At 64.7% G+C, this 13,290-nt stretch carries 15 protein-coding genes and 1 pseudogene; 8 read left to right on the top strand and 8 right to left on the bottom strand.

Translation table 11 applies throughout. The annotated features are described in order from the left end of the window. The 6 genes and pseudogenes from A5625_RS23810 to A5625_RS29315 form a co-directional block, all read left to right on the top strand. Positions 1–689: RHO alpha subunit C-terminal catalytic domain-containing protein (locus A5625_RS23810; RefSeq protein ID WP_255398027.1), on the top strand; the 689-nt coding region annotated here is incomplete at its 5' end. Further along, positions 686–1,009, top strand: coding sequence for a hypothetical protein (locus A5625_RS23805; protein WP_066999946.1), 324 nt, complete (start codon positions 686–688; stop codon positions 1,007–1,009). The genes A5625_RS23810 and A5625_RS23805, both read left to right, overlap by 4 nt. 4 nt (positions 1,010–1,013) lie before the next feature. After that, positions 1,014–1,844 carry a TauD/TfdA family dioxygenase gene (locus A5625_RS23800; RefSeq protein WP_066999942.1) on the top strand — a complete coding sequence of 277 codons (831 nt, stop codon included), beginning with the start codon at positions 1,014–1,016 and terminating at the stop codon, positions 1,842–1,844. After that, the gene (locus tag A5625_RS23795; RefSeq protein ID WP_066999939.1) at positions 1,841–2,719 is read left to right on the top strand and encodes a TIGR03619 family F420-dependent LLM class oxidoreductase; all 879 of its coding nucleotides are present in this window, start codon (positions 1,841–1,843) and stop codon (positions 2,717–2,719) included. The genes A5625_RS23800 and A5625_RS23795 overlap by 4 nt, the downstream gene beginning before the upstream one ends. A gap of 11 nt (positions 2,720–2,730) precedes the next feature. Further along, positions 2,731–2,902, top strand: a pseudogene (locus A5625_RS29320) (cytochrome P450); the annotation flags it as partial. Next, entirely contained in the window at positions 2,900–3,055 is a 156-nt protein-coding gene (locus A5625_RS29315) for a hypothetical protein (protein ID WP_197516210.1), read from the top strand. The pseudogene A5625_RS29320 and the gene A5625_RS29315, both read left to right, overlap by 3 nt. Before the next feature lie 60 nt (positions 3,056–3,115). On the opposite strand, the gene A5625_RS23790 is transcribed toward A5625_RS29315, so the two are convergent. Both A5625_RS23790 and A5625_RS23785 read right to left on the bottom strand, forming a co-directional pair. Further along, a complete protein-coding gene (locus tag A5625_RS23790; protein ID WP_066999936.1) occupies positions 3,116–3,622 on the bottom strand; it encodes a DUF2505 domain-containing protein in 507 nt (168 codons plus the stop codon). A 24-nt stretch (positions 3,623–3,646) separates the two neighbouring features. Continuing rightward, entirely contained in the window at positions 3,647–4,342 is a 696-nt protein-coding gene (locus A5625_RS23785) for a M15 family metallopeptidase (RefSeq protein ID WP_066999933.1), read from the bottom strand. A 312-nt stretch (positions 4,343–4,654) separates the two neighbouring features. Between A5625_RS23785 and A5625_RS23780 the strand changes: the two genes are divergently transcribed. Continuing rightward, on the top strand, positions 4,655–6,223 hold the full coding sequence (locus A5625_RS23780; RefSeq protein WP_369830037.1) for a serine hydrolase domain-containing protein: 1,569 nt from the start codon (positions 4,655–4,657) through the stop codon (positions 6,221–6,223). A 7-nt stretch (positions 6,224–6,230) separates the two neighbouring features. Here A5625_RS23780 and A5625_RS23775 read toward each other — a convergent pair whose 3' ends face one another. From A5625_RS23775 to A5625_RS23765, 3 genes are all read right to left on the bottom strand, one after another. Beyond that, positions 6,231–7,877 (bottom strand): LCP family protein, encoded by a 1,647-nt coding sequence (locus A5625_RS23775; RefSeq protein WP_082984533.1) that lies wholly within the window; start codon positions 7,875–7,877, stop codon positions 6,231–6,233. A 135-nt stretch (positions 7,878–8,012) separates the two neighbouring features. Then, positions 8,013–8,876: a phytanoyl-CoA dioxygenase family protein gene (locus A5625_RS23770; RefSeq protein ID WP_066999930.1), complete on the bottom strand. Its 864-nt coding sequence runs from the start codon at positions 8,874–8,876 to the stop codon at positions 8,013–8,015. Between the two features lie 76 nt (positions 8,877–8,952). After that, entirely contained in the window at positions 8,953–10,410 is a 1,458-nt protein-coding gene (locus A5625_RS23765) for a phospholipase D-like domain-containing protein (protein ID WP_066999926.1), read from the bottom strand. A 185-nt stretch (positions 10,411–10,595) separates the two neighbouring features. Here A5625_RS23765 and A5625_RS23760 point away from each other — a divergent pair, with 185 nt between their 5' ends. Further along, the gene (locus A5625_RS23760; protein WP_066999968.1) at positions 10,596–10,988 is read left to right on the top strand and encodes a DUF732 domain-containing protein; all 393 of its coding nucleotides are present in this window, start codon (positions 10,596–10,598) and stop codon (positions 10,986–10,988) included. Positions 10,989–11,034: 46 nt separating this feature from the next. Here the strand turns inward: A5625_RS23760 and A5625_RS23755 are convergent, their stop codons facing one another. From A5625_RS23755 to A5625_RS23745, 3 genes are all read right to left on the bottom strand, one after another. Then, a complete protein-coding gene (locus A5625_RS23755; protein ID WP_082984532.1) occupies positions 11,035–11,643 on the bottom strand; it encodes a methylated-DNA--[protein]-cysteine S-methyltransferase in 609 nt (202 codons plus the stop codon). Next, complete coding sequence (locus tag A5625_RS23750) at positions 11,640–12,143, bottom strand: RNA polymerase sigma factor (RefSeq protein ID WP_066999924.1); 504 nt, start codon at positions 12,141–12,143, stop codon at positions 11,640–11,642. The genes A5625_RS23755 and A5625_RS23750 overlap by 4 nt, the downstream gene beginning before the upstream one ends. A gap of 98 nt (positions 12,144–12,241) precedes the next feature. Further along, positions 12,242–13,246 (bottom strand): oxygenase MpaB family protein, encoded by a 1,005-nt coding sequence (locus tag A5625_RS23745; RefSeq protein WP_066999922.1) that lies wholly within the window; start codon positions 13,244–13,246, stop codon positions 12,242–12,244. Positions 13,247–13,290: the final 44 nt, after the last annotated feature.

Raw genomic sequence — 13,290 nt, 5'->3', positions numbered from 1 at the left:
AGTTCTCCGCCGAGTTGCAGTGCAACTGGAAGATTTTCGTCGACAGCTTCGCCGAGAGTTATCACGGACCGTATTTGCACGCATCATCGTTCGGCGCTCTCACCGCAGAGGCCAGGGATGCGTTCGACCAGCCCAACCCGTTCACCGACGCGCTGGCCTACCAGCTGAAGGGCCCGCATCGAATGTTTTCCTTCTCCGGCGAGCCTTCGCAAAAGACGCCGTATTCCAAGCCCATCGAATGCGTGTTGGAAGCCAGCGCGGCGGGTCCCTGGAACAAGCGCACCGATCGCGGTCCAATGCCGCCGGGGCTCAATCCCACTCGATCGGACAAATACGGCTTCGATTCGTTCCAGTTCTTTCCGAACTTCGTCGTGATCTTCGGTTCGTCCGGTTTCAGCACACACACGCATTGGCCGACCGGCCCGCACTCACATCTGTTCGAAGTCGAGATGTTCTATCCGCCGCCGAAGACCCACAAGGAGCGACTCGGCCAGGAGCTGACGGTGACCTATCTCAACGACATCATCCTCGAGGATGCCAGCCCCTCCGAAGGCTTGCAGGCGATGCTCAACAGTGGTGCCCTGACGCATTTCACCATGAATGACGAGGAGATTCTGCTGCGTCATCTACACAAGGTGGTCGGCGATTACGTCGAGGCCGGTGAAGCGGCGAAGGCCGGTTTCCGATGAAACCCGTTCTGCCACCGGAATTCTCGCAGCTCGAACACCTGGTTCCCGAGTGGGCGATCGAGGATGGCCACCAGCGCTACATCAAACGCGTCAACAGCTCCATGGAGGAGATCCGGGCCTTCTACGATGCGGTGTTCCCGTTTGCCGAGGAAGCCGTCGCCTACATCGACAAGTTCGACTACTCCGAGCCGTTGCCGGACGACGTCGCGAATCTGCGCAACCTGCTCTACTCGCTGATCACCGTCTCGTTGGCGGTCGAACTGTGGAAGCAGCCGCGGGTAAAGCATTCGGCCAACACCATTCTCACGAGAGTCAGTTAAGACCATGGGACTCAGTTCGGCACAGCTGGAAATCGTCGACCTCACACCGAGCATCGGCAGCGAGATCAGGACCGACCTCGACACGCTGCTGAGCGGGCGGGAGGCCGCCACCATTCGCGAAATTCTCGAGCAGCGCGGTGTCGTGTTTTTCCGCGGGTTAAACATCGACGACGAGCAGCAGGTCGCCATCGCCGAGACCCTCGGGACTCTGGTCGCCAACGAGGGCCAGGGTGGCATCAATAAGATTTCCCTGGACGAGAAGGTGAATCAGCGGGCCAAATACCTACAGGGATCGATGTTTTGGCACTTCGATGGGTCGCTGCAGCCGTTGCCGAACTTGGCCACGCTGCTGCGGGCAGTGCAGCTCTCCGAGACCGGCGGGCAGACCGAATTCTGCAACACCTATGCGGCCTACGAGGACCTTCCGGAAGCGGAGAAGGAAGCGATAGCGGAGCTGCGTGTGGTGCACAGTGCGGAGCGCTCCCAGTATTACGTCACCCCGGAGATGAGTTATGACGAAGTGGCGTTCTGGCAGAAGTCGCCCACCAAGGCTTGCCCGATCGTGTGGACTCATCAATCCGGCCGCAAGTCACTGCTGTTGGGCGCGACGGCAGACTATGTCATCGGCTTGCCGGTAGAGGAAAGCCGCGCACTGCTTGCGCGCCTTCGTGATTGGGCCACCCAACCGCAGTACGTCTACCGGCATGAGTGGCAGCCTGGTGACCTGCTCATCTGGGACAACACCGGAACCATGCACCGGGTATGGCCGTACGCGGTTGACAGCGGCCGCCTCATGCACCGAACCATTCTCGCGGGTGAAGAGCCGCTGCTGTGAAGCTCGGCATCGCCACCCCGGTCGTCACCAACGTCGCGGGTGCGGCACTGGAGTGGGAGAAGGACGCCGGTATCGACGACATCGGCCGGGTCGCGGAGGTCGCGGATCGGCTCGGCTATCACCACATGACCTGCAGCGAGCACATCGGTATACCCGCGAGCGAATCCGGGCGGCGCGAGGCACGCTACTGGGATCCACTCGCCACATTCGGCTATGTCGCGGCGCGCACCACGCGAATTCGATTCGCCACCATGACCTTGGTGTTGGGATATCACCATCCGTTGGCAATCGTGAAGCGGTACGGCACACTCGATCACGTCAGCGGTGGACGGGTGATCCTGGGTGTCGGCGTCGGCTCGCTCAAAGAGGAGTTCGACCTGCTCGGCGTGCATTTCGACGACCGCGGCGCTCGCGGCGATGACGCGTTGAAGGCGCTGCGAGCGGCGCTGCCGAACAATGAACCGGCCTATCACGGTGAGTTCTACTCGTTCAGCGGGCTGACCGTGGATCCCTGCGCGATACAACCGCACATGCCGATCTGGGTCGGCGGGCGGACGCGACGTTCGCTACGGCGAGCGGTCACCCTTGCCGAGGGTTGGTGTCCGTACTACGTGTCGATCCACACCGCGGCGGACTGGCTGCGGCAGTTCGAGTTACCGCCCGACTTCGAGGTGGTGATGCCGGCCGAGCAACCCCTTGATCCGGCCGGAAAGCCCGAAGCGACGACGGAAACGTTGCGGGAGTTGGCCGACGGCGGCACCACAACGTTGTCGGCTCGCTTCGTTCATCATTCGTTGCAGCACTACCTCGAGCAGCTTCATGCCTTGATCGAATTGCATCGTGAAGCCTTCGGCGCCGACGCACAGACGCCGTAGACAGGAAGCTCATGACCATCAGGACCGCCGACGATCTGTACTACGACCCGTGGGACGTCGACCTCAACGCCGATCCTTATCCGATGTTCCGGCGCATCCGCGAGAACGCGCCGCTGTACTACAACACCGAACATGACTTCTATGCACTGAGCCCGGTTCGATGACGTCAACCGCGCGCTGGTGGGCCTGGGCAACGCACTCGCGCGGATCGAGGGACGAATTGCGCTGGACGAGATCATGACTCGGTTTCCCGATTGGGAGGTCGACCTTGACGCCGCGGTATTCTCGTCGTCCTCGGCGGTGCGCGGCTGGGACAGCATGCCCGCCCACGTCTAAGTGACTGCCCGCCAGTAGTCGCCGGGAATGGTCACTGCGACATCGGCCGACGAGGTATGCCTAGGTGTTTTCGATGATCCACGTGGTAACGAAGCGCATCATCTCAGGGATGCCCTTAGCCAAATCGGCTCCGATGGTTTTCTCCAGCTTGCCGCCCACCAGGGGAATTTTGATCTGCACCCTCAGTGCGGTGCGCAGTTGTGATCCGCCGTCGTCCGTCGGCGCCAGCCAAGTGTCCGCATGACCTGACCCCAATCCGCCGGAAGCCGAGACGCTGACGTGCCCGCGTACCTGCCGGTCACCGTCGGGCCGCCAAGTCTCGGTCTGGACGATCTTCAAGTCACCGTTAACGAGTTTGGAGACCGGCCCCGGCAGCAGCTGACGGCCCAGGTGCTGGGTCGTGCACACGGTCACCGTGTCGTCGGCGTCGACCACCAGCTTGTCCAACGTGACGTTGGCGCCACCGGCCGCGATGCGGGCCAGCCAATAGTCTTCGCGACTGAATGCGGCATGAATTTGCTCGACAGTGGCGGGCGACTCGGCCAGGACGTCGAATGAACGCGGCATCGCTCCATTCTTCCAGAGGGCGGTTCAGGGCCGCTCGAAATGCTGATAGTCGATGGGAGCCCTCCAGTACCTTCCCCATTGCCAGCCGTGGTCCGTGAAGACGCGTACGGCGGGATCGCCGTCGTGTAAGAGTCCAGGGTCGGTGCGGCTGCGGTCCAGGTAGTCCGCCGCATTACGAGGTTGGAAGGTGCCGTCGGGGTAGAGGCAGGGGTTGAGGCGCGGATTGAGGTCGACGGCCCGACCATAGGCGTGTTGCGACCAGTGGTGGCTTCCCGGGATGCTTCGGCAGTTGAACGCCGATGTGTTGTTGTCTTCCATGGATAGCTCGTCGTCTGCGGCCGGATAGTGGTCGGCCGTGCGAATCTTCTCGATGGGGAAGCCCACTCGCCGGAGCTGGTCGAAAAGCATGATGACCTCCGGCACCAAGTCCTCATGAACGATCAGCTCGCCCCGGTGGGTCTGGCCGTCGAAACCAATGTGGTCGACCTCGACTCGTCGTAGCTGTTCGGGTTCCACCGGGCAGCCGGGCCGCCAGCTCGCGCCGAGTTCCGCGGCGGTGACCGGCCAAACCGTCTGGTTGGGTGGTGGTGGCGGCCGGTTAACCGTCGACGATGCGGTGGGCTCGGCCATCGTGGGCCGGGGAGCGCCGCATTGCGTCGTCAGCGTGACCGCAGCCGCCATCGTGCCCGCCAGCACGGCAACCCACCGCCTGCGGGGCATCAATGGCGATGACCCCTCACCGCTTGCTCCGTCCCGGCAACACGGCCGTGATCAGGTGTCGCGAGTCTGCGGCGTCAACGCTACCGTAAGCAGCCCTATGCATCCGCGTGAAACTGTCCGGCGCCCGGTGTGCGGAATTGGGCTGTCACCGAAAACCGTTGTGCTTGAGGCGGATCCCGTCTCGTCAAGACTGTGTGCCGGATCGGCGGCACGTCGCAATGGCGCGCGACGTTGCCGCCGGCCGACATTCTCGTGCGTGGCGCCACGCCGTCGACTTACCCTTGCGATATGCCGGCAGTCAGGGGCAGGTGGATGATCCGGCCACCATCGCCACGCAAGACGGTTGTTGTCGCCGTTGTATTACTCGGCCTCATCGCGGCTTCCCCGTGGGTCTTTACCAAACACACGCCGGTCACCGACCGCCCGCCGCCGCCCGCGCCGACGCGGGCGCCGGCGACGGAAGCCCCTCCCGCAGCCGAGGCGCCCGCACCCGAGTTCGCAGCGGTCTCCACGCTGATGAACGACGCGATCGCCGCAAATCGTCTCCCGGGTGGCGTGGTGGTGGTCGGGCACGGCGGCAAGGTCGTCTTCCACCAGGCGTACGGGTCGCGCAAACTGGACGGCGAACCAGGGCTGGACGGAGCACCGGCACCCGCCGAGCCGATGACCGAGGACACCATCTTCGACTTGGCGTCATTGACGAAGTGCCTCGCAACGGCGGTCGCCATCATGCAGCTCTACGAACAGGGCAAGGTTGCGTTCGACGACCCGGTGCAGAAGTATCTGCCCGACTTCAACCCTGCGAACGATCCACGGCGGGCGGAAGTCACGGTTCGCATGTTGCTGACCAACACGTCCGGCGAAGGGATTGACGTCAGCCTGCAAGATCCGTGGGGACTGGGCGGACCCGACAAAGCCGAAGGCATCCATCGTGCGCTCAGCACGCCGCTGCAGTCCGGTCCCGGTGAGGTTTTCCGTTACTCCGACATCAACTACATCCTGCTTGGAGCGATGCTCGAGAAAATCACCGGTGAGGCCGAAGATGCGTACGTGCAGCGCAACGTGTTTGCGCCGCTGCGCCTGCCAGACACCCGCTACCTTCCGGTGGCCAAAGCGTGCGGGCCGCATGTGGTGAAAGGGTCGGCGGTGGCGTGGGCTGCCGGGTCAGCGGATCATCAGGTACCTCCTTGTCCCGCAGAGACATGGAGCACTAGTCTTCTGCCGCGCGTCGCACCGACCGCGCGTGACGAGGAAAGCCGAGACGACCCGAGCAAGAATCCGGATTTCTATGCCCTGCTGCGGGGTACGGTGCATGACCCGACCGCGCGCCGCATGGGAGGAGTGGCCGGCAATGCCGGCGTGTTCTCGACGGCCCACGATGTCGGCGTCTATGCGCAGTCACTGCTTGACCGGCTAGCCGGGCGCCCGAGTGAGTTCCCTTTGCAGCAGGCGACTCTCGAGTTGATGACGACTCCCCAGCAGCCCGGCCACACCGACCGACAGGTCGAAGCGGCCAACCGGGCCACCCAAGAAGCCATCGCGAAGAGTCCCAACACCACGAATCCACTGTTGGCCCCGAATTATCCGGCGATCGAGGGGCAAAGCCTGTTTGGTTTTGGATGGGATATCGATACGGCGTTCTCCAAGCCGCGAGGCATGATCTTCCCCATCGGCAGCTTCGGCAACACCGGTTTTACCGGGACGACGCTGTGGATTGACCCAGGCTCGGATACGTATGTCATTTTGCTGTCGAACGCAATCCATGTCCGGGGCAGTGCGCCCATCTCAAATCTCCGGGGTGCGGTAGCTACGACGGCGGCGCGGGCCTTGCATCTCTACGGTTCCACACCCCCAACTTCTGGTGGTCCGAAACCTCGTTAGCGTCTTGTCATTTCACGCACGGGATGTTGTCGGTGGTCATTCGCGACAGGTTGGTGACGGCCGGCTCTTGGGTGCCGGTGGCGGGCACGGTGGTGACCGGTGCCGCGGCGGTTGTGGCCGACGTTTCCGACGTGTAATCGCGGTTGTGGCCAAACCGCGAGAAATCAGTCCCGACGGTCAGCCGCACCGAGTCGCGTGCGACGCTGTCGGACGCCGTCGCAGCGATGTCGAATTCGTCGGCGAGTTCGGTGGCCGCCACCTTCGCGCCGGGTCCGTAGCTGATGGTGCTCGTCTCGATGGTGGAATCTGCGGTACTGACCTTGCCCTGTGTGAATTTCCCTGTGGCCAAGGAATTTTCGAGGCTTGCGGCTTCGCCCTGCTGGCCTGATGCGTTGACCACGTCGAGGGTGACGCTGCCCGTGGTGCTCTGTGCGCCGGCGTCCGGTTGAACTGTTGGGGTGAGGCTGCTGGTCGAGGCCGCTGAAGGCGAATCGGCGGCCACCAGGTTGTGCACGATGGAGCGGATGGTGGGTACGTCGATGAAGTTCACGAATGCGCCGTTCGAGATTTCGCCGAAACCGGTGACCGGCAGCGTGTAGAGCGTGACCGGTCTGTCGGCGAACGCCAAGGCATTACGAACCAAACCGTCAAAGTCGAAACCGGAGTCCACTGCGACGTTTTGCTTGGCGACGTTCAACAGGGCCCGCAGCCGGGTGGGGTCCGACAACGCTCCGCCGCGGCGCATCGCGCTGACCACCGAGACGATGAACGCCTGCTGGCGCCGGCTTCGATCAAGGTCGGTGAACGCCGCGTCGTTGGGGTCGCGGCGTTGCCGAACGAAGGCCATTGCCTGGGCGGCGCTGATCTGCTGCGTGCCTCGATGAAAGTCCGCGCCGGAGTAGTAGCGGTCGGAGGTGTCCGCGTTGAGGCACACGGTGATCGGTTGGACCACCTGTGCGATTTGGAAGAACCCGGCCAAGGTGACTTCGACGAAGTGGTCGATCGGGATGTGCAGCAGGCTCTTGACGGTGCTGATCTCGGCTTTGCGGCCCGCCTCCCGCGCGGCCTGTTCTTTCGCCGCGGAGTCCTGCCCTTGAAGCCGGGTCGGATCTGTCTGCACGCCGGCGGAGTCGTGGCCGGCCATCACTCGCTGGTAGGCGTAGCTGTAGGCCTCCTTGATCTTGCCGCGGCAATCCGAGGTGGGGCATCCGGCCAGATCGACGTAGTCGTCGCGGGGGATCGAGATTGCGGTGGCCGGGGCGCCGCCGGCGGGCAGGTGGACAACGATGAGCGCGTCGGAATCGCCGTCGGCGGAATCCTCATTGCCTGCGTGCAGAGCGTCGTAGATCTCGGCCGGCAGCGGCCGGCCCTGCTGGTCGCGACGGCTGTCCAGGCCCATGATCAGGATGTTCTGGTCGCTGTCGGTCGATGCGGGTTCGTCGTCGGCCAACGCCTCGGACCTGGTGATGCCCGCCGACGCACTCCGGTAGGTGTGCCAGGCGATGCCGATGACGGCCACCACGCTCAGCGATACCAACGCGGCCAGCACCTTGGCACCGGCCACAATCAAGTGGTTGCGGTGTGAGCGATTCCGGGGCCCGGCCGTCGCTGAATCTGCCTGTGGCTCGACGGGCGGGCCCGCTCGACGCGTCATGTCAGAACCGAGAATAACCAGGTCGCGGCGGTTGAAACCGGGGAATAGGGGATCGAGACAGTCCGCACGGCAAAGCTGAATGGCGCACGCAGGGCGGAGCGCAGGGTTCCGCCGGGGCGAAAGGTGTCGAAAAGTCTAGGACTCCGGCTCAACGTCCAACAGCCGCAACGGGTGCAGGCCGTCGACATTGCCGACGAACGGCGGGTGGATGCTGTAACCCAGCATGCGGCGAATGTCATCGGACACCGCGCGTGCGATGTCGCGCGATATCGACAAGGAGAACGCCTCCATCGGGCGTAGCCACGGTTGGCAGTACTGCGCGGTGACAGCGAGGCGTTCGCGGTCGGTGCCGTTCGCGCCTCCGCCGTGCCACACCGTGCCCACGAAGAAGACGCACGAGCCGGCGGGCATGACGACGGGTACCGGCCGATCTTCCGGGCCCGGCCGGCGCTTGCCCCAGCGGTGGCTGCCCGGGTAGATGACCGTGGCGCCGTTGTCGGCGGTGAAGTCGTCGATCGCCCAGATCGTCGCGGCCGCCAGCGGTTCCCGGGGCCGTGGAATCGGGTAGAAGCCGTCGTCGTGATGTGCGAGCTGCGCGGCCTCGCCGGGCTGAATGTTGATGGCTTGCAACGCCGAAAGCAGGTAATTGGGCATCAGTAGCCGGTCGAGCACCGCGAGCACCCGAGGGTTATCGACAAGCCGATCGCACACCCGGGTCCTACTCAGCACGCTGTAGATGCGCTGGGTGCGCAGGCCCTCGAATGAGTTGCGTCCGGTGTGCCCGAGCCAAGGGCTCACCACCTCACGGATCTGCGAGCACTGCTGGTCGCTGAGCAGGTTCTCCCATATGACGTAGCCGTCGCGGTCCAGCGCCGCCATGTCGGCCTCGACGATCGCGCTGTCCACCGAGCTCCCACCGGTCGGCGTCCGCTTGTATCGCAGCGCCAGATCCCCGCGCAGATCCTCCAGCGTGGTGACGGATTCGTCGTCGATGCTCATTGGTGCTCGTCCTTAGTCCACCGGCACTTCTGCCCACACTAAGCCGAGTTCGGCTCAACCCACACCCAAATCGCGGTCAACCCCGAAGGCCGGTGATGAACCGCTGCACGCTGCGGGTCAGCGAACGTGGGACGTGGTCAGGATCCATCAGGTCGTTTTCGGCCAGCGGGCCGGCCTCATCGGCGACGGTGCGCTCGGTGAATCGCCGCAGCGTCTTGCCGTCTCCCCGAAGGGCCTCGACCGCCTTGAGGACGGAACCGTGTTCGCCGATCGCCCGTTCCAACTCGTCCACCGCGACGCCCAGGTGCTCTGCCACCAATTCGTTTCGCACCGAGGCGATTTCGCGGCGCAGGTCATCGTGTTCGGGATCGGCAGGCTGGGCCTCGACGGCCACGTCGCACTCGCTGTCGAACCCCATTGACCGGTTGTTGAAATTCGAGGAACCGATACGCAGCAGCCGGTCGTCGACCACCAGCACCTTCGAATGGACGTAGATCGGGGCACCACCGTCGGTCACCGGCCAATAGACGCCCAACCGGCCATGCTCATCGGCTTCCCAGAGCAGCCGGATGAGGCGGTGGCGCGCGCTGTCCATGGTTCCCCGTTCGAGCGGGTTGTTGCCGCGCCGGGCCAGCACGATGAGAATCTCTGGACCGTCGTCTTCGCGCAGCCGCGCAGCCAGTGCTCGGACAATGGTCCGGGACGCCAGGTACTGGTTCTCCACGTAGATCGTGTCGCGTGCCGCCGCGACTGCGGCCAGGTTGAGTGCCTCCACCTCCCGGACTTCTGGCCGGTCGTCGAGCTCCGGCACCGTGCGCGCGATTGCGACCTCCACGTTGCGCAGCCTCGGTTCCAGCTTGCTGGGCCAGGCGCTGTGCTTGGCCTGGACCGGCGACAACGATTGTTTGGTCGCGGTCTGCCACCGCGCCAGGGCTTGCTCGCCGAGTGCGCGGGCCGCGGCACCGTCGACGGCTAGGCCGACATCGTGTCGCGGTCCATAGCTGCGCCCCGTCGTCCGCCGGTGCTGATTGGCATGCTCATGCGCGGGGGTGTCCCATCGTTCGACAGTGAGATCGATGCCTCCGCAAAACGCCACCACATCGTCGACGACCACGATTTTCTGATGGTGCACAGAGCCGAGCGGGTGGGCGCCGTCGATGGCCAGGTGCATTCGCTTGCTGCTGATCTGATTCAGCAGCGACACGGGCGTGATGCCGAACCACACTCCGTCGAAGGCCGGAAGCAGACGCAGATTGGACTTCAGTAGATAGATATCCAGACCAGGTCGTTTCCACAGCATCCAATACAGGAAGGCGCCCAGCTGGTTCGGCCCGGGGAGTGCCTTCTCGCCCCGCTCGAAAGTCACGCGTGAGTCGAAGTCCCAGCCGATCAGCATGATTCGGTGGCGGGCCCGCAGCATCGCCGCCTTCGCGTGTTTGAAGTAGTCGGCGGCGTCGATGATCGCGGCGCATCGATCGGCGTGCGCCGTGCGCCAGCACGTCTGACCCGCAGTCAGAATTCGGTCGTCGCGCACGCTGGGGCTCTCAACGATATTGATGGGTCAGCGCGGACATAGCCACTGTGTACCACATTGCGGCCGCGTGTCAGGATTCGTTAGGAATAGCCGCCAACCGGCCCAACTTGGGAGTTCGGAACGGTTATGCAGGGCCGCGGACGGCTCGGCAGGACAAGGGCGCCGATGTGTATGAGGATGAAGCGATGCGAATGCTGGTAGTGCTTGCGGGCAGCGCTGCCCTCATCGGGGTGGCCGCGCCCGCGTATGCCGATCCGGTCGGCACTTCGGGCGCTGACGCGAGCTTCCTCGCCGCGCTCAGTCAAGCGGGCATCACCTATCAGGATCCGGCTGCCGCCGTCGGGGTGGGTAAGAGGGCGTGTCAACTGATGGACGAGGGCAGTCCGCAGGTCGAGGTCATCAAGAGCGTGTCATCGAGTAATCCGGGGTTCACCGTGGACGGCGCCGCCCAGTTCACCATGATCGCGGCCAGCGCCTACTGTCCCCAGCACCTGGGCCAGCACGTCACCCAGACGCCACCGCCGCCGGCGCCGACGCCGGCCGCCGACGGCCCCATCCGTACGCCCGGCGCGGCCTAGCGGCCGGATCAGGCCGCACCGCAACGGGATTCGACTTTTCCCCGACTCACGCCGCGGCCTCGAGGGTGAGCAGGATGCGTTTGGCTTGCACACCACCGAGATAGCCGCCCATGGCGCCGTCACTACGTATCACCCGATGGCATGGCACCACCACTGGTAGCGGATTGGTGGCGCAGGCACTGCCGACGGCGCGAACCGCGGTGGGGTTGCCGGCCAGCTTGGCCACCGCGGCATAGCTCGCGGTGTGGCCGTACCCGATCTCGGGCAGATGGCGCAGCACCGTGCTGCGGAATCCGGCCGATAGCCGCCAGTCCAGCGGCACGCTGAATTCTCGGCGCTTGCCGGTGAAGTACTCGTCGAGTTGCCTTGCGGCCGCGTCGAGGCGGTCGGGTGCGCGCAGAATGCGTGGACTGATCCGGTCGGCCAGGCTCTGCAGGACGGCGTCGTGTCCCTCGCTGGCATAGGCGACACGGACCAGGCCCAGTTCGGTGGCCGCGATGAGCAAGGCGCCGACCGGGCTGTCGACGACCCGGTAGGCGACGTCGAGGAGACCCTCGCGTTCTGCGGTGGCGGCCAGGCGGGCGTGCAATGTGTCGAGGTGCTCGGCGCTGGCATCGGTGATGCGCGCCAGACCGCGAGTCAATTCGTCACTCATTTGTGGTCTCCTGTCCCGGTTGTGCCGGCGGTGATGCCGGGGTATGTGCGTCTGAGGGTGGCGATGCCGTCGGCGGCGGCGCGCCGGGCGGCGTCGGGACTACCGCCGAGGATGGCGGCGATCTCGGAGTAGGGCAGGCCGGCCAGGTAGTGGTAGGCCACCGCTTGCTTCTGCTTGGCCGGCAGGCGGGCCAGTGCGTCGGCGAGGTCGTCGTCCGCGCCGGAAGCCGTCGGGCCGGCAATCTCGGGGACGTGGTCGGTGGGCACCGCGCGTCGTGCCCGGGCTCGGGTGAAGTCGATGGCCTTACGGTGCGCGATGGTCACCAGCCAGGCCTCGACGTTGGCCTGGGCGGGCAGGTCCGGGTAGCTGCGCAGGGCGGACAAAAAGGTCTCCGACCAGGCGTCGTCGGCGTCGACCGGCCCGAGGATGGCGCGGCACACCCGCAACACGGCGGAACCGTGGTCGACGACCACCGCCTCGAACGGCCGTTTCACTGTCATGTTGGGTAGACGTTTCGCCGGGGAAGTTTGTGAGATGCCCCCAGTGTCGAACATCCATGCAACCGCCGGGCACGGCAAACGGCGGGCAGGGCAAGCGGCTACACCGATTCGAAGCTGCGCTCCACCTCGGAGCGGCTGCACACCGGATCACTGCCGAGCACGTAGGTCGGCAGGGTGTGCGGGACCGTGGTGCCGCTCTTGACCCTGGCCTGGGCCTGCCGGAATTCCGGGGCGGGACCGGATGCGGCGTTGATCCCGTTGATGATTGACCACACCGCGGTGCGGCGGGCGGTGCGTTCGACGATGTTGCAGTCGCGGTGCTGCAGCATCTGCTTAGCCCATTTCGGCATGGTGTCGCGGATCGCCCAGTCGACGGCCGCCTGCGGCATCGGCACGTTCGGCCCGGTCCCCATCGCTTTCCCATGCGTGACAGCCAATTTCGGTAAGTACGACTTGAGGCACTCGAGCGTCTCGGCCTTGGTGGTGGGCAGATCGGTGCCTCCCAACGCGTGCCCGACCCGGACGAACTCACCGTAGTAACGGTCGAGTTTCTTGCCGCGCAACGGCATTGGGTGATAAAGCTCGTGAGCGGTGGCGATACCCCAGACGACCGTCGCGTAGTTCCACCGCAGCCATTCCGGATCGTCGGCGTCGTAGTGTGCGCCGTCCGGGCGGGTGCCCTTGATGGTGTGGTGCATCGCTCGCACGGATTTCGCCAGGCGTTCGGCGGTCTCCGTCGACCCGTACGCCGTGCCGATAAAGAACGCGACCGAGTGGCCGAGGCGTGTGGCGGCGCCTTTGGGATCAATGTGGGGCACGTGCGATATCGGGTTTCCGTTGGCGTCCCGCTTGATCAGTCGCGAGTGTTGCATTCCCATCCAATAAATCGATGGGTCAAGGGTTTCCATGAAAGCGGCGCACTGCAGTCCGAAGATCAGCGCGGGCAGGTGCGAATGCACGTGCCAGACGGCGCTGCGTGGGCCGAACCAGCCCGGATCGCCGACGGGCGCGGCGAACTCCATGCCACGGAAAAAGTACCGCCGGACGTTGTCGTCCAACCGTTTGTTGATCATCTGCCCGACGATCTGGTGTGGCAGAAACACGACGCACTCCCTCGGAATTTCTGGTCACGACTGTAACCAGAATA

Origin of the sequence: Mycobacterium sp. 1465703.0 (genome assembly GCF_001672975.1) — a bacterium.
Lineage (GTDB): Bacteria > Actinomycetota > Actinomycetes > Mycobacteriales > Mycobacteriaceae > Mycobacterium.
This window is presented reverse-complemented; position numbering and strand designations above follow the sequence as displayed.